We start from the raw sequence: 25997 nt of genomic DNA on the forward strand, positions 1-25997 counted from the left end.
CAAGATCGAAGCGACTCTCCGTTCTCGTATGACCGAATGCTACTGTCGATAAGGATTGTATTCGACTTCTTTTATGCTTCGAGCTGGAATTGTCGGACTGCCAAATGTTGGCAAGTCCACCCTCTTCAACGCCCTGTGCGAAAACGCGAAAGCAGAAGCCGCCAACTTCCCCTTCTGCACCATCGAGCCTAATGTCGGTCTCGTCTCTGTCCCCGATCCGCGCCTGCAGGTGCTCTCGGAGATCGGTCAGTCGAAACAGGTGGTGCCCAGCCGGATCGAATTTGTCGATATTGCCGGACTGGTGGAAGGGGCCAGCCAGGGACAGGGATTGGGCAATCAGTTTCTCTCCCACATTCGTCAGGTGGATGCGATCGTGCAGGTCATCCGCTGTTTTGACGATCCAGATATTGTCCACGTTTCGGGCTCCGTCGATCCCGAACGGGATATATCGGTGATTAATTTGGAATTGGCGCTAGCGGATTTAGCCCAAATCGAGCGACGCATCGAGCGGGTGCGCAAGCAGGCCAAGAGCGGGGCCAAAGAGGCCAAGCTGGAAATGGGGGCGCTGGAGAAGTTGCAGGCAGCCTTGGATGAGGGCAAACCCGCCCGCATGGTGGAGTTGAGTGACGAGGAAGCAGCAGCGATCGCCTCGATGGGAATGTTAACCCGCAAGCGCGTCATTTATGCGGCGAATGTGGCGGAAGGAGATTTGGCCGCAGGCAACGAGTATGTCGAGCGAGTGCGCGCGATCGCCGCTGCAGAAGGGGCAGGGGCTGTTGTCATTTCCGCGCAGGTGGAGGCCGAGCTGATCGAGCTGGATGAGGGCGATCGCCAAGATTATCTGGAATCGCTCGGCGTCGAGGAAGGGGGGTTGAAATCGTTGGTGAAAGCGACTTACGAATTGTTAGGCTTGCAGACTTACTTTACGACTGGCGAAAAAGAGACGCGTGCTTGGACAATCCCGATTGGCGCTACGGCCCCTCAGGCGGCTGGAGTGATTCATTCAGATTTCGAGCGGGGCTTTATTCGGGCGGAAACGGTCAGTTATGAAGATCTCGTGGCAACCGGTTCGATGTCAGGAGCGCGAGAGAAGGGCTTGCTGCGCAGCGAGGGTAAAGATTACATCGTCAAGGAAGGGGATGTGATGCTGTTTCGGTTTAATGTCTGACGCCCTCCCAGACTTCTTTGAGAATCTTGTGGGTTTGGGGATCTTGTGGGTCTGCCTGCCCAGCTCGCTACAGTAGGGGTGTCGTGTTTGAGGAGGCAAGATGATGAGAGCCTTCGCGATCGAACAGTTTGGCGATCCCGGCGTGTTTCGGGAAATGGAATTGCCGCTCCCAAAAGTTCTTCCCGGTCACGTTCTGATTCGAGTCGCTGCAACCAGTGTCAACCCGGTCGATCGCAAGATTCGCCAAGGGCTTTCAGCCAGTCTGGCCCCCAGTTTTCCCGCTGTTTTGCATGGGGATGTGGCGGGCACGATTGTGGAGGTCGGCGCGGGGGTCGATCGGTTTCAGGTCGGCGATGCAGTGTATGGCTGTGCGGGAGGCATTAAAGGACTGGGGGGCGCATTGGCAGAATACATGCTGGCGGATGCTCGTTCGATCGCCCTCAAGCCGCCCTCCCTTACGATGGCAGAAGCAGCAGCTCTTCCTCTGGTTTCCATTACCGCTTGGGAAGCGCTGATAGATCGAGCTAAGGTTCAGCCCGGGCAAACGGTCTTGGTGTATGGAGCTACTGGGGGAGTGGGACATATTGGGGTGCAACTGGCAAAGTGGGCGGGGGCAACTGTCTGCGGGACAGTTTCGAGTGATGAAAAAGCGACGATCGCCCATCGTCTGGGGGCAGACGCGACCGTCAATTATCGCCAACAGTCCTTAGAAGCGTTCGTTGCCGAATACACGCACGATCGCGGCTTCGACATTGTCTTCGATACGGTGGGCAACGATAACCTTCAGAATGCGTTCAAAGCGGCAAAACTGAATGGAACGGTGGTGTCCATTGTTGCTCGATCGCAACAGGATTTGAGCTTAATGCATAGCAAGGGGCTCACACTGCATTTGGTTTTCATGCTGATTCCAATGTTGTATGACATTGGCAAAGAACATCACGGCGAAATTCTGGCCAATGTGTCGAAACTTGTGGAGGAAAAGCAGCTACATCCGCTGCTGGATGCAGAGCAATTTAGCTTTGCGGAAGTTGCCCGGGCCCACCGACATGCCGAATCGGGAAATGCGATCGGTAAGGTCACCCTGACGGTGTGACATCAATCGGGGTCTGTTTTGCGCCATTCAGATTCAGCAAGTCCTTCGAGCTTCGCAAATGGAGCCCAACCTATACTGGTGGCAGCAGTCTCTTTCCTGTCATGACTAGCCTCACCCTCGCCCCCGCGATCGCCCTGTCGGATCGGCAGTTCGAGCAACTGTGCCGTCAAAATCCAGACATGAATGTCGAGATGAGTGCTAGGGGAGTGCTGACGATGACCCCACCGGTCGGCTTCGAAGGGGGCAATCGCGAAAGCCAATTGAATGCACAGGTCGCCCTCTGGGCAATGGAAGAGGGCAGCGGACTCACCTTCAGCTCGCAAACCCTGTTCCACCTGCCCAATGGGGCGAAATATATGCCCGATGTTGCTTGGGTGAGGCGCGATCGCCTCCAGTCCCTCACCCCCGAACAAAAACGCGGCTTTGCCCCCATCGCCCCCGATTTCGCGATCGAATTGCGTTCCCCCTCCGATCTGCTGTCGGATCTGCAAGACAAAATGCTGGATTACATTGACGGAGGCGTCCGTCTGGCCTGGTTAATCGACCCCCTGCGACGGGTGGTGGAGATCTATTCGTTAGATGGCGATCGCCAGGTTTTAGACAACCCTACCAGCGTCAGCGGCGACCCCATCCTCCCGGGCTTTAGCTTGCAACTGGAACCCCTGTTTGCAGAGCTTCGATAGCAGAGATGCCCTCGTTTAGTGGGCAATAAGGAGCCAGCCTATACTGGTGGAAACAGTCCTTTTCCTGTCATGACTAGCCTTACACTCGCTCCCGCCATTACCCTGTCGGATCGGCAATTCGAGCAACTGTGCCGTCAAAATCCAGACATGAACGTCGAGATGAGTGTTAGGGGAGTGCTGACGATGACCCCACCGGTCGGCTTCGAAGGGGGCAATCGCGAATTCAATCTCGCGAGTCAATTCGGTCGCTGGGTAGAGCGAGACAATACTGGCGTCGCCTTCAGCTCGCAAACCCTGTTCCACCTGCCCAATGGGGCGAAATATATGCCCGATGTTGCTTGGGTGAGACGCGATCGCCTCCAGTCCCTCACCCCCGAACAAAAACGCGGCTTTGCCCCCATCGCCCCCGATTTCGCGATCGAATTGCGTTCCCCCTCCGATCCGCTGTCGGATCTGCAAGACAAAATGCTGGATTACATTGACGGAGGCGTCCGTCTGGCCTGGTTAATCGACCCCCTGCGACGGGTGGTGGAGATCTATTCGTTAGATGGCGATCGCCAGGTTTTAGACAACCCTACCAGCGTCAGCGGCGACCCCATCCTCCCGGGCTTTAGCTTGCAACTGGAACCTCTGTTTGCAGAGTTATAGGGAAGAAATCTTTTCCTCGGATAGTGCGATCGCCTTCCACATCGCAACGGTTGTCGAGCTAGACGCGATTTATCATGAAAGAGTCTGGGATATAGGGAATATCATGGCAATCGCCACAAAACCCATGACCTTTGAGGAATATCTCAACTTCGACATGCCGCCGCCAGCACTGGTTGTTGAAGTGGTCAGTCCTCAACAGGAGAGCCGCGATTATCGCCACAAGCGCACCGAATATGCCGGACGACATATTTTGGAGTATTGGATTGTTGACCCGATCGCCCAAAAGATCACCCTATTGCAATGGGTAGATGGGCTTTACGAAGAACAGATCTATCGGGGAACGCAAACGATTGTCTCTCCATTATTCCCCGACTTGAGTTTGACTGCTGCACAGGTTTTAGCAGGGTGCCGAGAACGGTGATGGCGGGGTTTGCTCTCGTGAAGTGAGCGGTGCGATCGCGAGCAGCCACAAGATTCTAGGTTATTTTATACTACTCGTCTTTGCCGTTATATGGCGTGAAGAATCGGTTTGGGCATAATGGAAGAGTGTCTGTCTGAGTTCAGTATTCAATTGACAGTATATCTAGATAAATATGCAGCAATCAGAATTAAAAATTGCGCTGCTAATTGATGCAGATAATGCACCTGCATCAAAGATTGATGCAATCCTGGCTGAGATTGCAAAGTATGGAGTTGCCAATATTCGCAGGGCTTACGGAAACTGGAAAAGCCCTACCTTGAAGGGATGGGAGAACTGTTTGCACGAATACGCGATTTATCCAGTACAGCAGTTTGATTACACAAAAGGGAAAAATGCAACGGATGCAGCCTTAATTATTGATGCGATGGATTTACTGTATACGCAGAAGCTGGATGCATTTGCGATTGTATCGAGTGACTGCGACTTTACACCATTGGTAATGCGAATTTTGAGCAATGGCTTAAAAGTGTATGGATTTGGAGAGAAGAAAACACCTTTACCTTTTGTCTATGCCTGTTCAATATTTCTGTACTTAGAGACAATCGATCGAACTATTGACTCTGAAACCTCAAAAGTTACTGCCAGTGACAAGAAAACTGGCAAGGAATTGAAGCAAGACTCAAAACTGATGAGTCTATTGAGAGGTGCAGTTTCTAGCACTCAAGATGACGATGGCTGGTCGAGCCTATCTGAAGTTGGTGCCCATATTGCAAATCAGGCATCGTTCGATTCACGTAATTACGGCTATGCCAAGCTGAGTGGATTATTTGAAGTGATTGACTCATTTGAGGTTAACCGAAAAAATAAGGCAGTCTATGTACGAAGCAAGCACAAGAACAAAAGTAATCAAAAGACAGCGTAGGCGATCGCCCAATAACGCGATCGCCAAAGCATCTCGAAAGCTGAAAAGATGCAGTCCCTAACGGCGGCGGGCGCGACGGCGGGCGTCTTTCTGCTTGCGGCGGCGCTTCTCGGAGGAGGATTCAAAATGGCGGCGGCGGCGGATGTCGGCGAAGATTCCAGCCTTCTGCAATTTCTTCTTGAAGCGCCGCAGGGCGGATTCAATATACTCGTCTTCACCTACGTTGATTTGAGTCATATGGAACTGATTAATCTGGACAGACAAGGTTTACCGGTCTACTAGGCTAGCATGTTACCGCCTGCAGGGGACGGTAATTGTTACGCAAGATCGCAGCAGTCTAACCTTCTTGCACGATTTCCCCAGCCAGCCCCATTTGCGACAACTTTTGCAGCGCGAGTTCGGCGCTGGGTCGCTCGAAATAGCTGCCCACCTGCACCACCGATCGCCCTTGCCACTGCCGCACAAAGGCATCTGCCGCGATCTCTCGTACTCGCACGAGCGTGTCGCCAGACGAAGCAGTGGGAACGTACACCCAATAGATGGATTCCGAGTCGGTTTGGGCGGGAGCTTCGGAGGTGCTAGGGGTCGTAGAGAGCTCATTGGCAGGGGCGATCGCGGTCTGGGCAGAACTCGCAGGCACAGTTGCCGGAAAAATTCCCGCTTCGTAGCCCTGCGAGGCTAAAAACTGCACTTGGGCGCTCGCCTGCTCTCGGCTGGTATGGACTCCGGCACGCACCACCTGCTGTTGGTTGTAAAGTGTGGCTTGCGCAGCTGGAATGAGGCTGCGGATGGGCCGAAAGTTTGCCCCGACGGGATCGGCCACTAAGACCCAATGGGCTGGTGCGTCAGGTGCGGCCGCAGCGGGATTGAGGTCATCGCGGTTGAGGGTTGCGAGCGGAACGGCGATCGCGTCAAACTCCTGCTCCTTCAGCCAATCGGTCTGCAGTTTTGCCTGAGACACTTGCGAAAATGTGCCGGTTCGAATTGCCGATTGTCCGTTGTAAGTGAGCAGCTCGGACTGGGGAAAAAACTGGCGCACCCTCTCCAAAGTGGTAGCTGGAACGGCTTCCGCAGGAACTCGAACGAGAGCGGCATAGGTGCGCGCGGAGGAAGCAGGATTCGCGGCGGCGGTCGGCTGGGAAGCAGGGGCATTAGGGGAAGTTTCGAGTTCAAACGGCACGACTGTAGCCGGTGCTGCCCCTACGGCCCGCAATTGTGTCGCCTGCTGGCGGGCATTGGTTTCAGCGGTGAAGGTGCCGGCGGCGATCGCCCGCGACCCATCGGCCTTGGTCAGGATATAGGCGTCGGGCACTTGGGTTTGCACGAGGGCGAGAATGTCGGGGGCAGCGCTCTGCACTTCGACCCGATAGATCGACTCAGCTCGGGCGACGGTTTGGATGGCGGCGTTGCCAAAGCTACTCAGGGCGATCGCCAGACTTGTCAGAGAAACCCAAGCCATCGATCGCCGTCCGTGTCGGCCATATTCGAACTTCATCGCATTCTCCTCCCAAGCGTCCACTTGCTTTGAGGTTACCTCAACATCTAGTGAAAGGCTTGCTCTCAAATGCATTTAGACTACTACTGGTAGTGCATAGAGGGCACGATCCCCAAACGACGAGCAGCGAGTGTCCAGAGGTCTGCAGCAGTTTGGCCTCCGAAACTGTGTCAGGCTAGATAAAAAGGGAAGGCGGCTAATTTTCCTATTCGCCTCTCCGAACTTCTACAGATCGCCCTCAATCGCTTTGCTGAGAGGTTTTCGCGTAAGGAATGAATTGTTATGGGGATTAATGACAAACCTCGGATGTCGCGCAATCGCATCATTGGCAACGTGCTATTTGCGATCGCGGCTGCCATCTTACTGTTCAATTTCATCGGGCCGTTAGTCTTTGGCCCGAACATCCCACAAGTGCCCTACAGCTTCTTTATCGACAAAGTCGAAGATGGGGCTGTGAGTCGAGTGCAGGTGGGTCAAGAAAAAATTCTCTTTCAGGTGCAGGAGCAAAGGGATGGCAATGCAGCCTCAGTCTACTCCACCACTCCTATTTTCGATCTAGAACTGCCCAAGCGCTTAGAAGAGAAGGGCATTGAATTTGCGGCAGCTCCCCCAGCCAAAAACGGCTGGTTTTCCAATATTCTCAGTTGGGTCATTCCTCCCCTCATCTTTGTGGGGGTATGGCAATTTTTCTTGGGACGCGGCATGGGGGGTGGCGGTCCTCAGGGGGCGCTCTCGATTAGCAAGAGCAAAGCCAAGGTGTATGTGGAAGGGGAAGCTGCCCGCGTGACGTTTGCCGATGTGGCGGGGGTGGAGGAGGCCAAAACCGAGTTGATGGAAATTGTGGAATTTCTCAAGAGTCCGCAACGGTATCTCGACATCGGCGCTCGCATTCCCAAAGGCGTCTTGCTGGTTGGCCCTCCCGGTACGGGCAAAACCCTCTTAGCCAAGGCAGTGGCGGGGGAAGCGAAAGTGACTTTCTTCAGCATCTCCGGCTCGGAGTTTGTCGAATTATTTGTCGGTGCCGGTGCGGCGCGGGTGCGCGACCTGTTCGAACAAGCGAAAAAGCAGGCCCCTTGCATTGTCTTCATTGATGAACTGGATGCGATTGGCAAGTCGCGAGCGTCGGGAAATTTTGTCGGGGGCAACGACGAGCGCGAACAAACCCTGAACCAGCTATTGACTGAAATGGATGGATTTTCAGCAGATGGTGCCACTGTTATCGTGCTAGCTGCCACCAACCGTCCCGAAACCCTCGATCCCGCGCTACTGCGCCCCGGTCGGTTCGATCGCCAAGTGCTGGTCGATCGCCCCGATCTCTCCGGTCGGCTTAAAATCCTGCAAATCTACGCTCGCAAGGTCAAACTCGGCGAGGATGTGGAACTCAAGGCGATCGCCACTCGCACCCCCGGTTTTGCTGGGGCAGATTTAGCCAATTTGGTCAACGAAGCTGCCCTCTTGGCAGCCCGCGAAGGACGTACCCAAGTAGCACAGGAGGACTTTGCCGAGGCGATCGAGCGCGTGGTGGCGGGCTTGGAGAAGAAGAGCCGCGTGTTGAACGATCGCGAGAAAGAGATTGTGGCCTATCACGAGGTGGGTCACGCGCTGGTGGGGGCATCCGTTCCCGGCGGCAGCGAGGTGGCCAAGATCTCGATTGTGCCGAGGGGGATGGCGGCGTTGGGATACACGTTACAGTTGCCGACTGAGGATCGCTTCTTGAATGACGAAAAAGAGTTGCGCGGTCAGATTGCGACGCTGTTGGGGGGTCGGTCTGCTGAAGAGATTGTGTTTGGCAGCGTGACGACGGGGGCTTCAAACGACCTGCAACGGGCCACGGATATGGCAGAACAGATGGTGACCAGTTACGGCATGAGCAAAGTGCTGGGACCGCTGGCTTACGATCGCGGACCGTCCAATTCGTTCTTGGGACAAGGCGGCGGCAACCCCCGTCGGATGGTGAGTGACGAGACCGCTCGGGCGATCGACGAGGAGGTGAAAGGGATTGTGGAGGAAGGTCACCAATTAGCTCTCGATATCCTGCAGCGCAATCGCGATCTGCTGGAAGAGATTGCCCAGAAGATCCTGGAACAGGAGGTGATTGAGGGTAAGGAACTGAAACAGTACCTCGCTCGCGTGACTCCTTTAGACCAGTCAGCAGTCGAAACTGGCGAGGCGGTCGTGGCTTAGCGATCGCGCTTCAATTCAGTTGTAGACAAGGCGGGCATCTAGCCCGCTTTTTTAGAGGCTATTAGGGTTACTTTGGGCGAGTAGATCGAGCTGTGCTGGTTGAGGGGAGTTCCTGCTGGTTGAGCAAATGGGCCGTTACCGCTTGTTCAGCCCCCTCAACCAAGCCGTTACATCACTCAGTTCCTCAAAATCGAGCAGCGCTTCCCCCAAATTGTCTAAGGCATCGAAATCCAACAACCGCACCCGCTCCTCAACTTCGGCAGACAGCTCGCCCACTCGGCACTTGAGCTGACGAAGTACTAGCCCTACCTCTCGCTCGCGAACCTGCTCGATGCCCTGCTCGATGCCCTGCTCGATGCCCCTTTCCATCCAACTAGTCGAGATCTGCATAATCCCCTCCCGTTCCTCCAGTTCTAAGCTATCAACTTCGGCTTGAAACAAGCGCTCCTCATCCGGACTCAATCGCAGATAGCAATCGATAAACCGCGATAAAAACTCCGTTCGACCGGGATCGAGCCGCAACGTCACCAGCATCCGCAAACATTCGTTTTTGACCCGAGGGCGATCCTCTGGCGCAATTTGCATCTTCGCCATTAAGGCAGACGCCACCGGATTGTACTGCTCCAAATAATCTCGCCAGCGCAGACGATTCAGTTGAATCGACCGGTAATTGAACTGCAACACCTGAAAATCTGGGAATTCTACCCGCAGATCGCTCGTCGCCTCCACCAGCGGGCTATCGTAGGAAAAGATAACCACCGGATAGATCGGCAAGTCATATTTCTCGAACAATCTTGCGAAATAACAAAACATCCGCCGCTCGAAGCGAGCTCTTGCAGAAGACTGAGGCTCGATATGAAAGAGGAAGTAGCTGTCCTCGCCGCGAAACTTCACCCGAGCCAGCAAATCAATAATTCGCTTCTCCTCCGTCCCAATGCTGCTGTACACCTCCTGGTGCAAAAACGTCACAGTGCCTCGCTCGATATACTCCAGGGTCTCTGGTAAAAATAGCTCTAGGAACTCCCAGAAGAATGTCTGAATCAGTTCCTTAAACAAGCCATCATGGTCAATGGCATCGCCCTCAGACTGCACTTAGCTTTTCCCCATCTCAACTCCACCGATCGCTCCCTACAGACAACACTCTATCTAGCAGCCAAACCATCCCTACCATAGAGCCAATCAAAATCGAACAATATCGAAGCGGAAGCCGCGATCGCCAAATTGATTTTCAGTATTGCGCAGACCGGGCAGTAGGGGCTTGCGGAAATTTCTTTGCAGTTCGATGGTTTGGGTGTTGCGATTTTGGGCTTCGAGGCGGAGGGTAGGACGCTCGGCTGAAACTTGTTGCAGACTCTGGAGTGAGTTGCGATCGCCTCCAGGTGTATCCAGTTCCCGCACCGCCGACTCGGAGGCTAGGGCTGTTGAACTGGCAGGGATAGCAACTGCTGCAATCCCTAACGCGATTGCGATATAGAGCCGAGATAAATTCACTTTCATGTTGAATGACCAAACACCCATTCGCTTTACCTTTAGTGAGCTCGCCCCACCTGAGACTGACCGGAAGCAATAGCCGACAAGTTGTTGAGATGTGGTTGAGAGAATGCTTATTTGAGAGAACGTCCTGCTCGAAGCTGCTGCTCAACCGATCTGCGATCGCACCCTCCTCCCCCTTCAGTGTCCTTCAATTAGCAGTCTCCGGCAGTATTTTGTTTCCAAAAGTGAAACTGGCGACATCTCGCAAACTGCTAACCAGATACTGGCAACAGAGTTTTTGTTTGGGGGCGCACTGTGTTTCTAGATGCCCGGTTTTATCAAATTGCCTTTTTATCGCTCTTCTTGTGGTTGGGAGTAGGGGCGCGGGATTGGACCCTGCGCCCCGATGTGATGGCAGCCGCTGTCTTCAGTTGCGCGATCGTGCAGGTGGCGTTGGTGTTTTTAGTGCCGCCACCCAAGCCAGCCGAGACAGACCCTCGCGATCGCAAAGCCCTCGCTCGGGAGATTCTGCCGCAGTGGAAATATGCTCTGCAGTCATTGCCCAGTGCAGCGATCACATCACTGTCCCTCTGTTTGCTCCTGCGGGCCAACCATCCCCTGGCAATGGCTTTCGCAGGGGGAATGGCGATCGCCAGCAAGTTTTGGTTGCGAGCGCCCCATCGCAAGCACTTTTTCAATCCGGCTAATTTCGGCATTGTGGTGGCGCTCTTGCTGACGGGCGATGTTTGGGTGTCGCCGGGACAGTGGGGCACCGATTGGTGGGCGGTGTTGGCATTTGCGGGGGCGGGGGGCATGGTGCTGCGCCGCGTCGGTCGCTGGGATACGTCGGCTGCCTTTTTAGGGGTCTACGCCGCCTTAGAGATCGCGCGCAATTTCTGGTTGGGCTGGAGTTGGGATGTCGTAGCCCACCATCTCACCAGTGGCTCGCTACTGCTGTTTGCTCTGTTCATGCTGACGGATCCGCGCTCGATTCCCAATGCCCGTCCGGCGCGGGTAGTGTGGGCGATCGCGATCGCTTTGCTCACCTTCGTTCTGCGATATACCGTCTACCTTCCGGCGGCGATGTTTTGGGCGCTGTTTATCCTCTCGCCGCTGACGTTGTGGCTAGACGAAGTCTGGCCCGCAGAACGATTTCAGTGGGGCCAAAAATCTCCAGCCGCCGCTGCGTCTCCTTCCTTGCAGCAGACTGATTTACCCCAACCTATTGCCTTCGATCGCTAATTTCCAGGATTTGTTTCGATGAACTTTTCTCGACTGTTTTCTCGACCCTTTGTGGCGATCGCCCTCGCGATCGGCCTGTGTCTCAGCTTCGGCACCGCTGCCCGTGCCTTCTGCGGATTCTATGTGGCGAAAGCCGATGCCGATTTATTCAACCAAGCCTCGCAGGTGATTTTGGCGCGGGACGGCGATCGCGCGGTCATCACGATGTCCAACGATTACGAGGGGGATTTAGATGAATTTGCGATGGTTGTCCCCGTACCTGTTGTCTTGCAAGAAGAGCAAGTGCATGTGGGCGATCGGGACATCATCGATCGCCTCGACGCTTTCAGCGCCCCCCGCTTGGTGGAATATTTCGACCCCGATCCCTGCGCGCGCGAGTTTGAGCTGTGGCAAGGACGAGCCCTCAACGACGCAGCCGCCCCCAGTTTAGAGTCGTCTAACAGGCGACGAGAGCAAGTGTTGGGGGTCACTGTCGAAGCGGAATTTTCAGTCGGCGAATACGACATTCAAATTCTCAGCGCCACTGAGTCAGATGGCTTGGAAACCTGGCTGCGGCAAAATGGCTATCGCATTCCCGACAACGCTCAACCGCTGTTGCGTCCTTACATCCGTCAGGGGATGAAATTTTTTGTGGCCAAGGTGAATTTGGAGGAATTCGAGCGCTCTGAATTCCAATATCTGCGACCGCTGCAAATTGCTTACGAATCGCCCAAGTTTATGCTGCCGATTCGGTTGGGGATGGCCAATGCCAGCGGCGATCAGGATCTGATTGTCTACGCCCTCTCCCCACAGGGTCAGGTGGAGCTGACCAATTACCGCACTGTGAAAGTGCCCTCCAACATGGACATTCCGGTGTTTGTCAAATCCGAATTCGATGATTTCTACACCGATATGTTCGAGACTGCCTACGAGCGGGAAAATAAGAATGTCGCGTTTCTAGAATATGCCTGGGATATTCGCAGTTGCGATCCCTGTTCGGCCACACCCCCTTCGGCTGAGGAGTTGCGCAAAGCGGGGGTGTTTTGGCTGCGTCCCGGCCAGTCGCCGAATGCGTTCGTCACGCGGTTGCACGTTCGCTACACGCGCGATCGCTTCCCCGAAGATCTGCAGTTCCAAGAAACCAGCAACCGTCAAAATTTTCAGGGACGGTACGTGCTGCGCCATCCTTTTGGGGGGGCAGCCAACTGTCCCGCCGGTCGGCAATATCGTCGCGGTTTAGGCGATCGCTTCGAACGAGAAGCCCAAACCCTGGCAAATCTGACCGGTTGGGCGATCGACGATATTCGCGCCAAGCTCCCCAACATTCCAGAAGCCGCACCCGTACGCTGGTGGGAAGAGCTGTGGGGGAATTAAAGATTGGCCTCGCCTCTAAGCAGCAGATTTCATCCAGTCAATGCAATCTTGCAACGCTTTGCGCATCGTGTCGCGATCGCCGTGAAAACGCCTGCCGTGACCGGGCAAGACCCACTCGAAGGAATAGCGAGTCAGAGTTTCCATCGATTCAATTTGGCGGGGCCAAGAATACCAGCAGAAGTTACGGAAGCCGATGAGGTGAGCGAGGGAAGCGGAGTAGGCGAGGTGGTCCCCCGTAAAGAGAACGCTGTCGTTGTAGAGCAAAACGGTGTGGCCTCGGGTGTGGCCGGGGACGGGAAGGATGAAGATATCGTCGGCAAGTCGGTAGGGCTCGCTACCCCTGAGTTGGATTTCGACAGCTTGGGTGTCAGTGGAGATGTCGTCAGTATGAAGAATGCGATCGCAACCGAAGCGATCGCGAAATTTGCGGTGGTCGGCCACATCGTCGCGGTGGGTGAGGTAAAGGTAGCGGATGCCTCCCAGGTCTTCCAGCCGTTTGACTAAAGGGGGAGCGAAGCGGGGAGAGTCGATGAGAATATTGCCTGCGGGACGGGTGATGAAATAACTGGTAGCGCCGTAGGAGCGTTCGGAGTGATAGCCGCAATGGTAGACATTCTCGGCGATCGCGATCGGGAAACTCTGCTGAACCGCCCGAATATCCTCAGGTTTTTCGACAGTGCCGATGGAAGCAGTGGGGCAGGCGAGCAGCGCTTGTAAGGCTTGCAGGCGATCGCCTTCGGTGTCGGGTTGGTGGTGGACTGCCGATTGACCGTCGAGGCGGCTGAAGGTGTGGGGGGCCATCCAGCGGCAAGTGTCGCAATCGATGCAACTACTGTCAACGTAAAAATTGCCGGTAACGTTTTGGGGGCGTCGTTTGGAGAGTGTTGCCATGGGTTTGCCCTCCGAATGGCAGTGTAAGGGAATGGCAGTGTAAGGGAATGGCAGTGTAAGGCTGTGCCAACCAGCCCGCGTCTTCTATTGTTATTCTGGCTCTGCTGACGGGGATTGAACAGTGGAGGAGGACTCAGACTGCGACAGAGGCGGGAAGGTTTCTTGGATGAAGGTTTCGAGATAGTCCGGGGGGTAGAGTTCGAGCATGGCGTGGGCGTCTTGCAGCAGGCGATCGTAGTCTCGACGCAGGATGGTTCGATCGATGTCGCGATCGTGCAGTTGGACGATCGCCAAGGCGAAGGCTAAACCGTACAAGCTAATGCAGGCAACTGTAGGGAGCTCGGCATTCGCTGGGGAGGGATCGCGGCTCGAAGGGAATGGGCTGGGGTGACAGGTAATGCTCAGCAGCGATCGCCCGGAGCGATCGCGAATGGAGATCTGAGTATCGATGGGGCCTGACGGGGGAATTGCGCTCATGGGTTGCTGAGGGGGTATGGCTGGCAATCTCGATGGCTGGGGACGGATTTCGGCTGAGGAAATGCAGGCGGTAACCGACAGGTGAGGGGCAATGCAGATAAAGTGAGTTGAAGGCCCCTCAACTGGCGCGATCTGCTACACGAGATCGCGGTTGGCTTATGAATGTCTAGCCTGACAGTCGAATGGGATTGTTTATCGGAGAGTAATTCTCATTAGCAATCGTAACTCAAATTATTTTAGTCGTCTATAAGTTTACGTTAAAATGGCATCGAAGCCCAGATCCCCACTCGCTATGCTCAGAAGAATTCGATTTTTAACTCAAGAGCAGTTGAGTAAAGCGCTCGGAGTGTCGGAGACGACGATTCGCAATTGGGAGAAGGGTCGAGCAGTTCCGCGACTGACAATTCGTCAGGTGAAGGAGTTGTGCCGGGTGCTCGATGTCAGCCTCGACCAGTTGCCCGACGACTTCGGTCCCCAGTTGCTGCAGCCGGGATTGAAGGCGGCAGAGCTTCCCCACGATTACACGGCGAGCGATCGCGAGTTGGAATGAATCTCAAACGGGCCGCCCGCTGGAGTCGGGTACACACAACACCCATTGTCAACACCCGTTGCCAAAACACCAATTGACGGCGAAGCTGTCGATAGAGGAAACCCAGCAGTTGTAAAAATCGCTCGCAAAGGAATTAGGTCGAACCGAGTCTCATCACTTGAGTTTCGGGAGATGCCAGGAACCAGACTTGAACTGGTGACACGAGGATTTTCAGTCCTCTGCTCTACCAACTGAGCTATCCCGGCGGGGGGGCTGCGCCAAACGCAACTAAGAGCATAACGAACTGCGTACTGAGGCGCAAGACTTTTCAAAACGCAACCCTCAGACACAGAGAAATTGACATTGCAACAAACAACTTGTTACCATTCATCTTCGGTGCGTTAGTCGGGCATCTGCGCGAAGTGGAGTGCTTGCAACCGCCTGCTCCCGATGAATTGTCAATCCAGAACTCGGTTTTATGCCCACCATCCAGCAGCTCATTCGAGACGAAAGAAGCGTCGCAAAGCAGAAATCGAAATCCCCTGCGCTCAAGTCATGCCCGCAGCGTCGCGGCGTCTGTACCCGCGTTTACACAACCACCCCCAAAAAGCCCAATTCTGCCCTGCGTAAAGTGGCTCGCGTTCGCCTGACCTCTGGTTTTGAAGTGACTGCCTACATTCCCGGCATCGGTCACAATCTGCAAGAGCACTCGGTGGTGATGATTCGTGGCGGACGAGTCAAAGATTTGCCGGGGGTCCGCTACCATATCATTCGCGGCACCCTCGATACTGCAGGCGTTAAAGACCGCCGCCAAGGTCGGTCCAAATACGGCGCTAAGCGTCCTAAAGAATAAGCGCCCATCCTGCCTGCTCTGCTCGTCTTCGAAGCCCAGCCCGTTACACTCGATTAAAAGGATTCGTATCTCCCCATGTCCCGTCGCAATCGTGCCACCCGTCGCGAAGTTAACCCCGACCCGAAATTTGGCAGCCGCCTAGTTTCTATGCTAATCCGCAAATTAATGGTGGATGGGAAAGCTTCGATCGCCTCCAGCATCGTCTACGACGCGATGGATCTGATGGCCGAACGAACTGGGGGAGAGCCTTTAGAACTGGTGGAAAACGCCATCCGCAACGCCACCCCTATGGTGGAGGTGAAGGCCCGCCGCGTCGGCGGTGCCACCTACCAAGTGCCGATGGAAGTTCGCGGCGATCGCGGCACCACTCTGGCGCTGCGCTGGCTGACGTCCTTCTCCCGCGCTCGTCCCGGCAAGAGCATGTCGAGCAAACTGGCCAACGAACTCATGGATGCCGCCAACGAAACGGGTAATACCATTCGCAAGCGGGAAGAAACCCATCGCATGGCTGAAGCTAACAAGGCATTTGCCCACTATCGCTACTAAGCCCAGAAGTCCCCGTTGCAGCGGAGCTCTGCCAGAGTCAACTTTAAATTCCATTCAGGCTCCCGGCGGTAAACGTTAGAATCGTTAAGGAAAATTTCGCCATCCAGATCTTGGCGAAGGTAGGAGGGAGTTGTGGCTCGCACCGTTCCACTCGAAACCATTCGAAATATCGGCATTGCCGCGCACATCGATGCGGGTAAGACCACTACGACCGAGCGCATCCTCTATTACTCCGGTATCGTGCACAAAATTGGCGAGGTGCACGAGGGCACGGCAGTCATGGACTGGATGGATCAAGAACGCGAACGCGGAATTACGATCACAGCTGCGGCGATCTCGACGGACTGGAAAGATTGCCACATCAATATTATCGATACTCCCGGTCACGTAGACTTCACCATTGAGGTGGAGCGTTCCATGCGAGTGCTGGATGGCGTCATCGCTGTGTTTGACTCGGTGGGTGGGGTTCAGCCCCAAACCGAGACGGTTTGGCGGCAAGCCAATCGGTACGCCGTGCCTCGCATGGCCTTTGTCAACAAAATGGACCGTACGGGTGCTGACTACTATAAAGTGATGGCTCAAATGCGCGATCGCCTGCAGGCCAATGCCGTTGCCATTCAGTTACCCATCGGTGCCGAAGAACAGTTCGCCGGTTTGGTGGATCTGGTGGAAATGCAAGCCTATATCTACACCAACGATCTGGGTACCGATATTGAGATCGCCGACATTCCTGCCGACATGCAGGAGTTGGCAGCAGAGTATCGAGAGAAGCTGCTGGAGGCAGTGGCAGACTTTGATGAAGCTCTGACTGAAAAGTTTGTCGAGGGTGAAGCGTTTACCACTGCAGAAATTAAGGCGGCACTGCGCAAGGCCACCATTGCCAACCAAATCATGCCGACCTTGTGCGGTACTGCTCTCAAGAATAAGGGCGTGCAGACGTTGTTAGATGCCGTGGTGGACTACCTGCCCTCGCCGCTCGAAGTGCCTGCGATTAAAGGGTACCTGGGTGACGGTACGGAGGCATCTCGCGAGGCCAATGACGATTTGCCACTGGCGGCCTTGGCCTTTAAAGTCATGACCGATCCCTACGGACGCTTGACTTTTGTGCGGGTGTACTCTGGCGTGTTGAAAAAGGGCAGCTACGTCTATAACTCCAGTCAGGACAAGAAAGAGCGCATTTCTCGCTTGATTGTGATGAAGGCGGACGATCGGATTGATGTGGACGAGCTGCGAGCAGGCGATTTAGGGGCTATTCTCGGCCTGAAAGACACCTTTACCGGCCATACCCTCTGCGACCCCGACAGTCCGATTGTGTTGGAATCGCTATACATTCCCGAGCCGGTGATCTCAGTTGCGGTCGAACCCAAAACCAAGGCAGACTTGGAAAAGCTTTCCAAGGCGCTGAAATCCCTCTCGGAGGAAGATCCCACCTTTCGAGTGGCGATCGACCCCGAGACAAACCAAACGGTGATTTCGGGGATGGGGGAACTTCACCTCGAAATTCTGGTGGACCGCATGCTGCGGGAATTTAAGGTGGAGGCCAACGTCGGCGCGCCTCAGGTGGCCTACCGCGAAACCATTCGCAAGGTGGCCAATAAGGTGGAAGGGAAGTTTATCCGTCAGAGTGGCGGTAAAGGCCAGTACGGCCATGTGGTTATCAATCTAGAACCGGGCGATCCGGGCTCTGGATTTGAGTTTGTCTCCAAGATCGTGGGGGGTTCCGTTCCGAAGGAATATATCAACCCGGTCGAGGCAGGCATGAAAGAAGCCTGCGAGTCAGGTGTTTTAGCAGGCTACCCCCTCATCGACGTCCGCGCCACCTTGGTGGACGGGTCGTATCACGAGGTTGACTCCAGCGAGATGGCCTTTAAGATTGCCGGTTCGATGGCATTGAGAGAAGCGGTCAAACGCAGCTCTCCCGCCCTGCTCGAACCGAGCATGAAGGTCGAAGTGGAAGTCCCTGGCGACTTCCTCGGCGACGTGATTGGCGATCTCAACTCCCGTCGCGGCCAGGTCGAGTCGATGGATCCTGGCGATCCAGTTGCGAAAGTAACTGCTAAAGTACCTTTGGCGGAAATGTTCGGCTATGCCACCGACATCCGGTCGAAGACCCAGGGACGCGGGACTTTTTCGATGGAGTTCGGCAACTACGAGGAAGTCCCTCGCACTGTCGCCGAAACCATCATTGCTAAACATAAAGGGAATGAATAAACAGAGGAACACAGACTAATGGCACGCGAGAAATTCGAACGGAATAAGCCCCACGTCAACATCGGCACCATCGGCCACGTTGACCACGGCAAGACCACGCTGACTGCCGCCATCACGATGGCGCTGGCAGAAAAGGGCGGTGCAAAGGCCCGCAATTATGAAGATATCGATGCGGCTCCCGAAGAGAAAGCTCGCGGTATCACCATCAATACTGCCCACGTCGAGTATCAGACTGAAGACCGTCACTACGCTCACGTGGATTGCCCCGGTCACGCTGACTATGTCAAGAACATGATCACGGGGGCGGCCCAGATGGATGGTGCCATTCTGGTGGTGTCTGCTGCTGATGGCCCCATGCCCCAGACCCGCGAGCATATCTTGCTGGCCCGTCAGGTGGGCGTGCCCAACTTGGTGGTGTTCCTGAACAAGGAGGACCAGGTTGACGACGAAGAACTGCTCGAATTGGTGGAATTGGAAGTCCGCGAGCTGCTCGACGAATACGAATTCCCCGGCGACGACATTCCGATCGTGATCGGCTCTGCCCTCAAGGCTGTTGAATCCCTGACTGCAGGCAAATCCGACGAGTGGGTCGAGAAAATCTACAAGCTGATGGACGAGGTGGATGCCTACGTTCCCACTCCCGAGCGCGATGTTGAAAAGCCCTTCTTGATGGCGGTCGAGGATGTTTTCTCGATTACCGGTCGCGGCACTGTGGCTACGGGCCGCATCGAGCGCGGCAAGGTGAAAGTGGGCGAAACGATTGAATTGGTGGGTCTAGCCGACACCCGTTCCACCACCGTGACGGGTGTAGAGATGTTCCAGAAGACCCTAGAAGAAGGTCTCGCTGGCGACAATGTGGGCGTCCTGCTGCGCGGCATTCAGAAGGATGAAATCGAGCGCGGCATGGTTCTGGCAAAGCCCGGTTCCATTACCCCCCACACTAAGTTCAAATCTGAGGTCTACATCCTCAAGAAGGAAGAAGGCGGTCGTCACACTCCCTTTTTCCCCGGCTATCGTCCTCAGTTCTACGTACGCACCACTGATGTGACGGGCACCATCGATGCATTTACGGCTGACGATGGTTCCGATGCCGAAATGGTGATGCCTGGCGATCGCATCAAGATGGCGGTTTCGCTGATCACCCCGATCGCGATTGAGAAGGGGATGCGCTTCGCGATTCGCGAAGGGGGCCGTACTGTGGGTGCGGGCGTTGTGTCCGAAATTGTTGAATAAGCTTTACTGAGGCTGGCGTAGGGACGCCTTCTGGCAAACTGTCAGGGCACCTACGCCAGTCTTGTCTCTACCTGTCACTGGCAAATTTACGATGACTTCTACTCTGGATAAGCAAAAAATTCGTATCCGCCTCAAGGCTTTCGACCACCGCCTGCTGGATACCTCCTGCGACAAGATTGTGGATACGGCGAACCGCACTCAGGCAGCAGCTGTAGGGCCGATTCCCTTGCCCACCCGCCGACGGATCTATTGCGTGCTGCGATCGCCTCACGTAGATAAAGATTCTCGCGAGCATTTCGAGACCCGTACCCATCGCCGCATTATCGATATCTATTCCCCTTCTTCTAAAACGATTGATGCTTTGATGAAGCTCGATCTTCCGGCTGGTGTGGATATTGAAGTGAAGCTCTAGGCTTCGCTCTGGCTGAGTCAAATCCAGGTTTCTGGCAAGAAGCCTTGGGCCACGGTTGTAGAAGGAGTATTCTCAACCGTGGATATTTCTACATCCTCTCCTTCAGCCACATGAGTCCGATTTGAAGCACGGATGTATACCTATAACTATCGCTTGCGGGACAAATTTAATGTCCCAATTTGGCCATTTTGAGTGACGAGCGAGCCAGTTGGCGGCCCAATCGATTTGAGACGGGTCTGTGGGGTTGCGAGGTCAGCTTTCGGTTTCCCACGGTGAAGCTGCTAGACTACGAGCAACAATTTCGGACAGAGTTGGAGCAATGGGAGCGGGAGGGTCGTATGCCTTATCTCAGTACGATTGAGCGCATGGCGCTTCAGAAAGGGCTGGAACAGGGACGCAAAGAAGGACGCGAACAGGGGGAACGAGCACTGATCTTGCGCTTGCTTACGCGGCGGTTCGGGGAGGTTTCTACACAGCGCCAAGCTCGTATAGCAGCACTAACACTGCCCCAATTGGAAGTGTTGGGGGAAGTACTATTGGATTTTCAGACTGGGGCAGATCTGGATCTTTGGTTGGATGAATGCGATTCGTGATGGCGATCGCCTCAGTGCCTTACGTCCAGATAGAGCTCAGCTCGAACGAGCTATTTCTCAAGCATTGAGTTGCTCGACCGGGAGACGGTCGAGCTAAAATTCCCTGACCTTTGCCTCGGCATTGGGGGGTAGGGCCAGTCTTTTATTGAACTGATGTTATGTCTACTGCCTCGATGCGCACGATCGCCGATATCAATGCAAAGATTGTGGCGGGCAGCGTGACGGTGCTGACGGTTTGCGAGCTGAAGGAATTGGTGGCCGAGGTGGGGGTGCGGGCGGCGTTCGAGCGGGTGGATGCGATCGCCACGGGCACCTTCGAGCCCATGGAGGCTTCGGGGGCGATTCTCAATATTGGGCATTCCGATCCGCCGATTAAAATCCATCGCGCTTGGCTCAATGAGGTTCCGGCTTATGCGGGGTTTGGGGCGGTCGATTTGTATGTGGGGGCGGCGCAGCCATCCGATAAGGCTGATGGGGCTTATGGTGGAGGGCACGCGATCGCCGATTTGATTGCGGGCAAGTCGGTTCACCTACATGCGGTCGGTCAGGTGACCGATTGCTATCCTCGGGCTGAAATCGATACGATGCTATCGAAGGAGCGACTGAATCAATTTTATTTATTCAACCCTCGCAATGCTTATCAGAATTTTATTGTGGGGGTGAATGGGGGCGATCGCCCTCTATACACTTATCTCGGTCCGTTGCAGCCCCGCTTGGGCAATGCAGTTTATTCGAATCCTGGGGCGCTGTCGCCTTTGCTGAACGATCCCGAGTTGAAGGCGATCGGGATTGGAACGCGGATTTTTTTGGGGGGGGCGCAAGGGTATATCGCTTGGGAGGGAACGCAACATTTTCCGGGGCAGAAGCGGTTGCCGAATCTGACGCCGATCGGTCCGTCGGCGACGCTGGCGCTGATTGGGGATGCCAAGCAGATGCAGTCGCAATGGGTGCGGGGTTGTTATTTCAAGGGGTATGGGCCGTCTTTGATGTTGGGGGTGGGGATTCCGATTCCGGTGTTGAATGAGGAAGTGGTGGAACGGGCCGCAGTGTCGGATGCAGAGTTGGTGGCTCCAGTGGTGGATTTTGCGATTCCTCGGCGGGTGCGGCCTACGTTTGGGTTGGTGAGTTACGCGCAATTGAAGTCCGGTCAGATTCAGTTAAACGGGCAGTTGGTACGGGTGGCTCCGCTGGCGAGCTTGCGTTTGTCTCTGGCGGTGGCAGAGGCTCTGAAGCTGCAAATTCAGTCGGGGGAGTTTTTGTTGAGCGAACCGGTGGCGGCTTTGCCGAGCGATCGCGAGTTTTTACCTTTGCAGGAGTGACCCAGCGAAGTGGTGGAGGGGCGATCGCTTGCAGATGATTTTATCAAACTGACGTGGGATGGCGATCGCTCCAAAAAATTGAAACCCTTCAAGGGGGCTCACTTTATCGGTCATACCGTATCGCTGTGGTTGTTGCGACGGTTGAACTCGCAAGCAGAGTCCAGTTATAGATGATTTTGTAGTTTTACGACTGACTTCACTTAAAGAGTTAGGCAGGAGAGGCAGTCGATGAGGCCAGCGAGTTGCACTCTCATGCTAGGGTTTCTACCATCTAGACCGAGAGACAATATTCTCTGCGCATAGCTAGTGAGATGGAATTAAAGACATCTTTTTAAAGCTAAATAGTTTAGGCTAGAAGCAGTTTATCACTCATTTTTATTCTGCTTAAATCTGTATTTTATTCTGGAAAGATCTATCTCTATTGCGATCGCTACATTCGAATATAACTGAAAGATCAATCTCTTTTTAAATCATTTTGTTGCTCTGTTACGGCGAAAAGATACTGGACGCAAGCTATACTGGATCGTAGATTGCGAGCTCTAAGATAGATAGGTTGATTTGGCGGTAACGCAGTTATGCGTTGTAAGATGTATTGCAAGACTTTCGATCCTCGCCTGGAAAATTTACTGAGATAGTGACGATGAGAACCTATCAGATTGGAGGCAGTCTCGACCCAGAACATCCATTCTACATAGAACGTCAAGCGGATTCCGATCTATATACCTCTCTCCTCTCGGGAGAGTTTTGTTTTGTATTTAATGCTCGACAGATGGGTAAGTCGAGCTTGATGGTGCGGGCAATGTCGCGGTTGCAGCAAGAGGGAATTCGATCTGCTGCAATTGATATGTCTCGTATTGGGGGTGAGGGAGTTACTCCCGAGCAATGGTATAAGGGGGTGGCGATCGAGCTTTGGCGCAGCTTGGGATTGGTGGGGACGGTTGACTTACTGGCAGATTGGAGGGCATGGGGAGATCTGGCCCCAGTCCAAAAGTGGAATCTGTTTGTCGAAGGTCTATTGAACTCAATTCTCCCATCTACGAGCCGCAAAACTGGCACGCAACTGGTTGTGTTTGTGGATGAAATTGATAGTTTATTGAGCTTGTCGTTTCCGGTCGATGATTTTTTTGCCTCGCTGCGCTCCTATTACAACCAACGGAGTTTGAATGCAAACTTTCAGCAGCTCACCTTTGCACTGCTTGGGGCGGCAACCCCTGCCGAGCTGATTGGCGACGATCGCGCTACCCCCTTCAACATCGGTCGCTCGATCGCCCTGCACGGATTTCAGTGGCAGGAGGCTCAGCCTCTCGCCCGAGGTCTGGAGGGCAGCACGCGCAATGCTGGAGAGGCGCTGAGAGAGATTTTGGTTTGGACGGCAGGGCAGCCCTTTTTAACTCAGAAACTCTGCCAGCTCGTGGCCGATCGCGATCGCACCCAAGACGACGCCACTCGGGACGATCTCGAAATGGTCGCAGGCATTGTGCGAGCACAGGTTGTTAAACACTGGGAATTGCAAGACGTTCCCGAACATTTGCGCACGATTCGCGATCGCCTCATCCGAGAACCGCGCAGGGCAGGGCGTCTCTTAGGACTGTACCAACAGGTCTTGAAGTCCGAGCAAGTGGGCGAGCTCTTGCCGTTTGAGGGCGATCGCAAAGGTTGCGAGCTCTTGCTCTCGGGGATTGTCAGCAACCAGCAGGGGTATTTAAGGGTGAAAAACCCGATTTACCACTTGGTTTTCGATCGAGCCTGGGTGGAGCGCCAACTGGCGGACCTGCGCCCCTATGCCCAGTTACTCAGCCAGTGGTTGGATTCCAATGGCGACGAGATTTACCTGTTGCAAGGGACCCACCTTCAAGACGCACTGGATTGGTCGGCAGATAGACGCTTGAGCGATGCTGACCATCGCTATTTGGCAGCCAGTCGAGATTTGGCCCAACGGCAGACGCAGGCTGCTCTCGACGCCCTCGAACGGGGCAGCCAACTGCTGGCAGAGTCGCGGCAGCAGGCCCGCCGAGAGGGCACTCAACCCGCTTGGGGGTGGAGTGGGGCGATCGCGTTGGGGATTGCTGTGCCCGTCCTGCTCTTGCGATTTGCGGGACTGCTGCAGGCATGGGAGTGGAGCACGCTCGATCTGCTATTTCGCTGGCAACCGGCAGAGCCCCCCGATCGCCGCATTTTAGTGGTGACCGTTGACGAACGGGATATTGACTCGATTGGGCAATGGCCCTTAACTGATGGCGTGTTGGCACGGGCCATTACGAGGCTCGATCGCTACGAACCCAGGGCGATCGGGCTCGATTTTTATCGCAACTTGCCGGTTGAACCAGGGCACGAGCAATTGATGGAGGTGTTTAGAACGACGCCCCATCTAGTGGGGATTGAAAAGGTGGTGGGCGATCGGTTGGCCCCAGCCGACGAGCTCTCTCGCCTGGGGCAGGTGGGCTTTGCCGATGTGATGTTAGATAGCGATGGCAAGGTGCGCAGGGCATTGCTGTCAGTGCAATTGGCGGAGGAGGATATCCGTCAAAGTTTTGCCACGCGGCTAGCGCTGAGCTATTTGATGGCGGAGGACACTTCCGCCACTGCTCTAGAGGGCTCGCGCAAGCGATTGCGCTTGGGCCGCAGGATCTTCGAGCGGTTCGAGCGCAACGACGGCGGTTACGTCCGTGCCGAAGCAGGCGGATTTCAAATCCTGCTCAATTTTCGCGGCAATGCGGCAGACTTCGATACCTTGCCCCTGCGGCAGGTTTTGGAGGACCGTCACGATATTCCAGACTCTCTCGTGCGCGATCGCGTCGTGCTGATTGGCTTAACCGCCCAAAGCGCCAGCGATTGGTTTCTGACTCCCTATAGCGATCGCCTGTCCGGCTTTCCCGAGCACATGCCTGGAATTGTCATCCACGCGAATATCTTAAGCCAGATTCTCAGCTCTGCTCTGGACGGACGAGTGCTGCTGCGGGTGTGGTCCGATCCGTGGGAGGGGCTGTGGATCTTGTTCTGGGCTGCCATTGGCAGTGGCATTGCTTGGCAACTGCGATCGCTGGGAACGGTTGCTCTGGCGCTGATGGCGATCGCCTCGGGATTGGTGGCTGGGTGCTTTCTGGCTTTTCTCTGGGGCTGGTGGCTCCCCCTCGTTCCCGCTCTATTGGCCTGTGGGGCTGCTGCGGGGGTGGCCGCAATTCTGGCCGAGCGCCAGCGAGAATGGCTGCTATTTCACAGCACGTTGACCCGGTTGAGCGAGGCTCAGGAAGAAGATCCCGTGGCGGGGCGCATTGCGCTGGAATATTTGCGACAGTCCGAAAATCCTGCCGCACAAGCGATCGTCGAGCAGCACTTGCAAGCCGCTACAGACTCAATTGCCCGCCCGAATTGAGGGAGCGAAGGGGTCGCGGGCGATCGAGCTGAGGCCAGCGTAGTCGAGCAGATCGCTCCAGGTGTCTGCCAGCAGTTCCTGCTCTGGGGGGGATTGCTGGGCCTGCATCAAAGTCGTCACCAAGTCGTACCAGAGTCCCTGCTGGCCGTATTGTTGCAACAGCGCGAGAGGGGTTGCTTCAATTGTGCTGCTGGAGGGCTGAGGCACGACCAGACGCACCCAAGCGGAGAGGCTGGGGTCTTTGGGGCCGGGGCGATCGCCGCAGATCGCCAAAACTGACCATTCGTAGGCAATTTCGGGTTTTAAAGGCGGGCCTTCTGGTGCGATTTGCAGGCCCAGCCAGGTCCGATCGGGGGTGACTTCAATCGTGGTTTGGGAGTGAAACAGCAGGCTCTCTGCTTCTCGTACGCTCAAGAGAATCTGGCGAATGGAGGGAATCGCTTGGTACAGCCACAGCGTTGGTCGCCCCGATGCGGTGAGTCCCATTTGGGAGGGGGGCACGAGGGCGGCTAATTGAGGGCGATCGCCCTCGACAGTGGCGCTATCGACGGTATTGAAACACTGACGGTTGCGCGCCCCTCCATCCGCAGATTGGACAGGTATGGGCTCTCCTGGCGGCGGAATAAAGACGATCCCCGAGCCCAACGGCACCTGATTGGTTAGAGGCGGTTCGGTAAGGGCTGACTCAAGGGAGGGGGATTCGGACGAAGTTGACGAACTTGGCTTGACGGGTTCCGAGCGATCGCCTTCCAGATGGTGAGTGTCGGCTCGAACGAAGGTTGCCATTCCGCCAACGGCGATCGCGACAAGTCCCAGTCTCAGTAATAGGTGAGGCGATCGATACAGGCAGAGAGAGTCGGGATGGGCCACTGAAATTC

Annotated in this window: 25 protein-coding genes and 1 tRNA gene; 18 read left to right on the forward strand and 8 right to left on the reverse strand. The window is 55.1% G+C overall.

Going from position 1 to position 25997, the window contains the following annotated elements; genetic code table 11:
- Window positions 1–73 precede the first annotated feature (73 nt).
- From ychF to SYN7336_RS16135, 6 genes are all read left to right on the forward strand, one after another.
- Window positions 74–1168, forward strand: coding sequence for a redox-regulated ATPase YchF (ychF, locus tag SYN7336_RS16110; RefSeq protein WP_017326983.1), 1095 nt, complete (start codon window positions 74–76; stop codon window positions 1166–1168).
- Window positions 1169–1268: 100 nt separating this feature from the next.
- Window positions 1269–2261 (forward strand): zinc-dependent alcohol dehydrogenase family protein, encoded by a 993-nt coding sequence (locus SYN7336_RS16115; protein WP_202951112.1) that lies wholly within the window; start codon window positions 1269–1271, stop codon window positions 2259–2261.
- Between the two features lie 101 nt (window positions 2262–2362).
- Window positions 2363–2944, forward strand: coding sequence for a Uma2 family endonuclease (locus SYN7336_RS16120; protein ID WP_026101066.1), 582 nt, complete (start codon window positions 2363–2365; stop codon window positions 2942–2944).
- A 69-nt stretch (window positions 2945–3013) separates the two neighbouring features.
- Complete coding sequence (locus tag SYN7336_RS16125; protein WP_026101067.1) at window positions 3014–3592, forward strand: Uma2 family endonuclease; 579 nt, start codon at window positions 3014–3016, stop codon at window positions 3590–3592.
- A 103-nt stretch (window positions 3593–3695) separates the two neighbouring features.
- Complete coding sequence (locus SYN7336_RS26255) at window positions 3696–4013, forward strand: Uma2 family endonuclease (protein WP_017326987.1); 318 nt, start codon at window positions 3696–3698, stop codon at window positions 4011–4013.
- Between the two features lie 172 nt (window positions 4014–4185).
- Window positions 4186–4935 (forward strand): NYN domain-containing protein, encoded by a 750-nt coding sequence (locus SYN7336_RS16135; protein ID WP_017326988.1) that lies wholly within the window; start codon window positions 4186–4188, stop codon window positions 4933–4935.
- Window positions 4936–4992: 57 nt separating this feature from the next.
- Here SYN7336_RS16135 and rpsU read toward each other — a convergent pair whose 3' ends face one another.
- Both rpsU and SYN7336_RS16145 read right to left on the reverse strand, forming a co-directional pair.
- Window positions 4993–5172, reverse strand: coding sequence for a 30S ribosomal protein S21 (rpsU, locus tag SYN7336_RS29060; RefSeq protein WP_071590793.1), 180 nt, complete (start codon window positions 5170–5172; stop codon window positions 4993–4995).
- A 100-nt stretch (window positions 5173–5272) separates the two neighbouring features.
- Window positions 5273–6430 (reverse strand): hypothetical protein, encoded by a 1158-nt coding sequence (locus tag SYN7336_RS16145; RefSeq protein ID WP_156820180.1) that lies wholly within the window; start codon window positions 6428–6430, stop codon window positions 5273–5275.
- Between the two features lie 282 nt (window positions 6431–6712).
- Here SYN7336_RS16145 and ftsH4 point away from each other — a divergent pair, with 282 nt between their 5' ends.
- Complete coding sequence (gene ftsH4, locus SYN7336_RS16150; RefSeq protein ID WP_026101068.1) at window positions 6713–8614, forward strand: ATP-dependent zinc metalloprotease FtsH; 1902 nt, start codon at window positions 6713–6715, stop codon at window positions 8612–8614.
- Window positions 8615–8749: 135 nt separating this feature from the next.
- On the opposite strand, the gene SYN7336_RS16155 is transcribed toward ftsH4, so the two are convergent.
- Window positions 8750–9706, reverse strand: a complete 957-nt coding sequence (locus tag SYN7336_RS16155) for a DUF4351 domain-containing protein (protein ID WP_017326992.1) — start codon at window positions 9704–9706, stop codon at window positions 8750–8752.
- Between the two features lie 87 nt (window positions 9707–9793).
- A complete protein-coding gene (locus SYN7336_RS16160; protein ID WP_156820181.1) occupies window positions 9794–10132 on the reverse strand; it encodes a hypothetical protein in 339 nt (112 codons plus the stop codon).
- Window positions 10133–10402: 270 nt separating this feature from the next.
- Here SYN7336_RS16160 and SYN7336_RS26260 point away from each other — a divergent pair, with 270 nt between their 5' ends.
- Together SYN7336_RS26260 and SYN7336_RS16170 are read left to right on the forward strand one after the other, a co-directional pair.
- On the forward strand, window positions 10403–11329 hold the full coding sequence (locus SYN7336_RS26260; RefSeq protein ID WP_017326994.1) for an RnfABCDGE type electron transport complex subunit D: 927 nt from the start codon (window positions 10403–10405) through the stop codon (window positions 11327–11329).
- An 18-nt stretch (window positions 11330–11347) separates the two neighbouring features.
- The gene (locus SYN7336_RS16170) at window positions 11348–12682 is read left to right on the forward strand and encodes a DUF2330 domain-containing protein (protein ID WP_017326995.1); all 1335 of its coding nucleotides are present in this window, start codon (window positions 11348–11350) and stop codon (window positions 12680–12682) included.
- A 15-nt stretch (window positions 12683–12697) separates the two neighbouring features.
- On the opposite strand, the gene SYN7336_RS16175 is transcribed toward SYN7336_RS16170, so the two are convergent.
- Window positions 12698–13573 (reverse strand): MBL fold metallo-hydrolase, encoded by an 876-nt coding sequence (locus tag SYN7336_RS16175; RefSeq protein WP_026101069.1) that lies wholly within the window; start codon window positions 13571–13573, stop codon window positions 12698–12700.
- 90 nt (window positions 13574–13663) lie between these two features.
- Entirely contained in the window at window positions 13664–14050 is a 387-nt protein-coding gene (locus SYN7336_RS16180) for a hypothetical protein (protein WP_017326997.1), read from the reverse strand.
- 292 nt (window positions 14051–14342) lie between these two features.
- Between SYN7336_RS16180 and SYN7336_RS26265 the strand changes: the two genes are divergently transcribed.
- Window positions 14343–14600, forward strand: a complete 258-nt coding sequence (locus tag SYN7336_RS26265) for a helix-turn-helix transcriptional regulator (RefSeq protein WP_017326998.1) — start codon at window positions 14343–14345, stop codon at window positions 14598–14600.
- A gap of 172 nt (window positions 14601–14772) precedes the next feature.
- On the opposite strand, the gene SYN7336_RS16190 is transcribed toward SYN7336_RS26265, so the two are convergent.
- Window positions 14773–14845: transfer RNA gene (locus SYN7336_RS16190), tRNA-Phe, on the reverse strand.
- A 212-nt stretch (window positions 14846–15057) separates the two neighbouring features.
- On the opposite strand from SYN7336_RS16190, the gene rpsL reads away from it, so the two are divergent.
- The 8 genes from rpsL to SYN7336_RS16235 all read left to right on the forward strand — a co-directional run bounded on the left by rpsL (window position 15058) and on the right by SYN7336_RS16235 (window position 25119).
- Complete coding sequence (gene rpsL / locus SYN7336_RS16195; protein WP_017326999.1) at window positions 15058–15432, forward strand: 30S ribosomal protein S12; 375 nt, start codon at window positions 15058–15060, stop codon at window positions 15430–15432.
- Between the two features lie 75 nt (window positions 15433–15507).
- Window positions 15508–15978 carry a 30S ribosomal protein S7 gene (gene rpsG, locus SYN7336_RS16200; protein ID WP_017327000.1) on the forward strand — a complete coding sequence of 157 codons (471 nt, stop codon included), beginning with the start codon at window positions 15508–15510 and terminating at the stop codon, window positions 15976–15978.
- Between the two features lie 132 nt (window positions 15979–16110).
- A complete protein-coding gene (fusA, locus tag SYN7336_RS16205; protein WP_017327001.1) occupies window positions 16111–18189 on the forward strand; it encodes an elongation factor G in 2079 nt (692 codons plus the stop codon).
- 18 nt (window positions 18190–18207) lie between these two features.
- Window positions 18208–19422: an elongation factor Tu gene (gene tuf, locus SYN7336_RS16210; RefSeq protein WP_017327002.1), complete on the forward strand. Its 1215-nt coding sequence runs from the start codon at window positions 18208–18210 to the stop codon at window positions 19420–19422.
- 91 nt (window positions 19423–19513) lie between these two features.
- Entirely contained in the window at window positions 19514–19834 is a 321-nt protein-coding gene (rpsJ, locus tag SYN7336_RS16215) for a 30S ribosomal protein S10 (RefSeq protein ID WP_017327003.1), read from the forward strand.
- A 188-nt stretch (window positions 19835–20022) separates the two neighbouring features.
- Window positions 20023–20427: a DUF4351 domain-containing protein gene (locus tag SYN7336_RS29065; RefSeq protein WP_227498523.1), complete on the forward strand. Its 405-nt coding sequence runs from the start codon at window positions 20023–20025 to the stop codon at window positions 20425–20427.
- A gap of 173 nt (window positions 20428–20600) precedes the next feature.
- Window positions 20601–21746: a homocysteine biosynthesis protein gene (locus SYN7336_RS16225; RefSeq protein WP_026101071.1), complete on the forward strand. Its 1146-nt coding sequence runs from the start codon at window positions 20601–20603 to the stop codon at window positions 21744–21746.
- 640 nt (window positions 21747–22386) lie between these two features.
- A complete protein-coding gene (locus SYN7336_RS16235; RefSeq protein ID WP_017327007.1) occupies window positions 22387–25119 on the forward strand; it encodes a CHASE2 domain-containing protein in 2733 nt (910 codons plus the stop codon).
- Here the strand turns inward: SYN7336_RS16235 and SYN7336_RS16240 are convergent.
- A complete protein-coding gene (locus SYN7336_RS16240; protein WP_156820182.1) occupies window positions 25099–25989 on the reverse strand; it encodes a DUF928 domain-containing protein in 891 nt (296 codons plus the stop codon). The two genes, SYN7336_RS16235 and SYN7336_RS16240, sit on opposite strands and share 21 nt — an antisense overlap.
- Window positions 25990–25997 lie beyond the last annotated feature (8 nt).

Source organism: Synechococcus sp. PCC 7336, from assembly GCF_000332275.1.
In the GTDB taxonomy this organism is placed as follows: Bacteria; Cyanobacteriota; Cyanobacteriia; order Thermostichales; family PCC-7336; genus PCC-7336.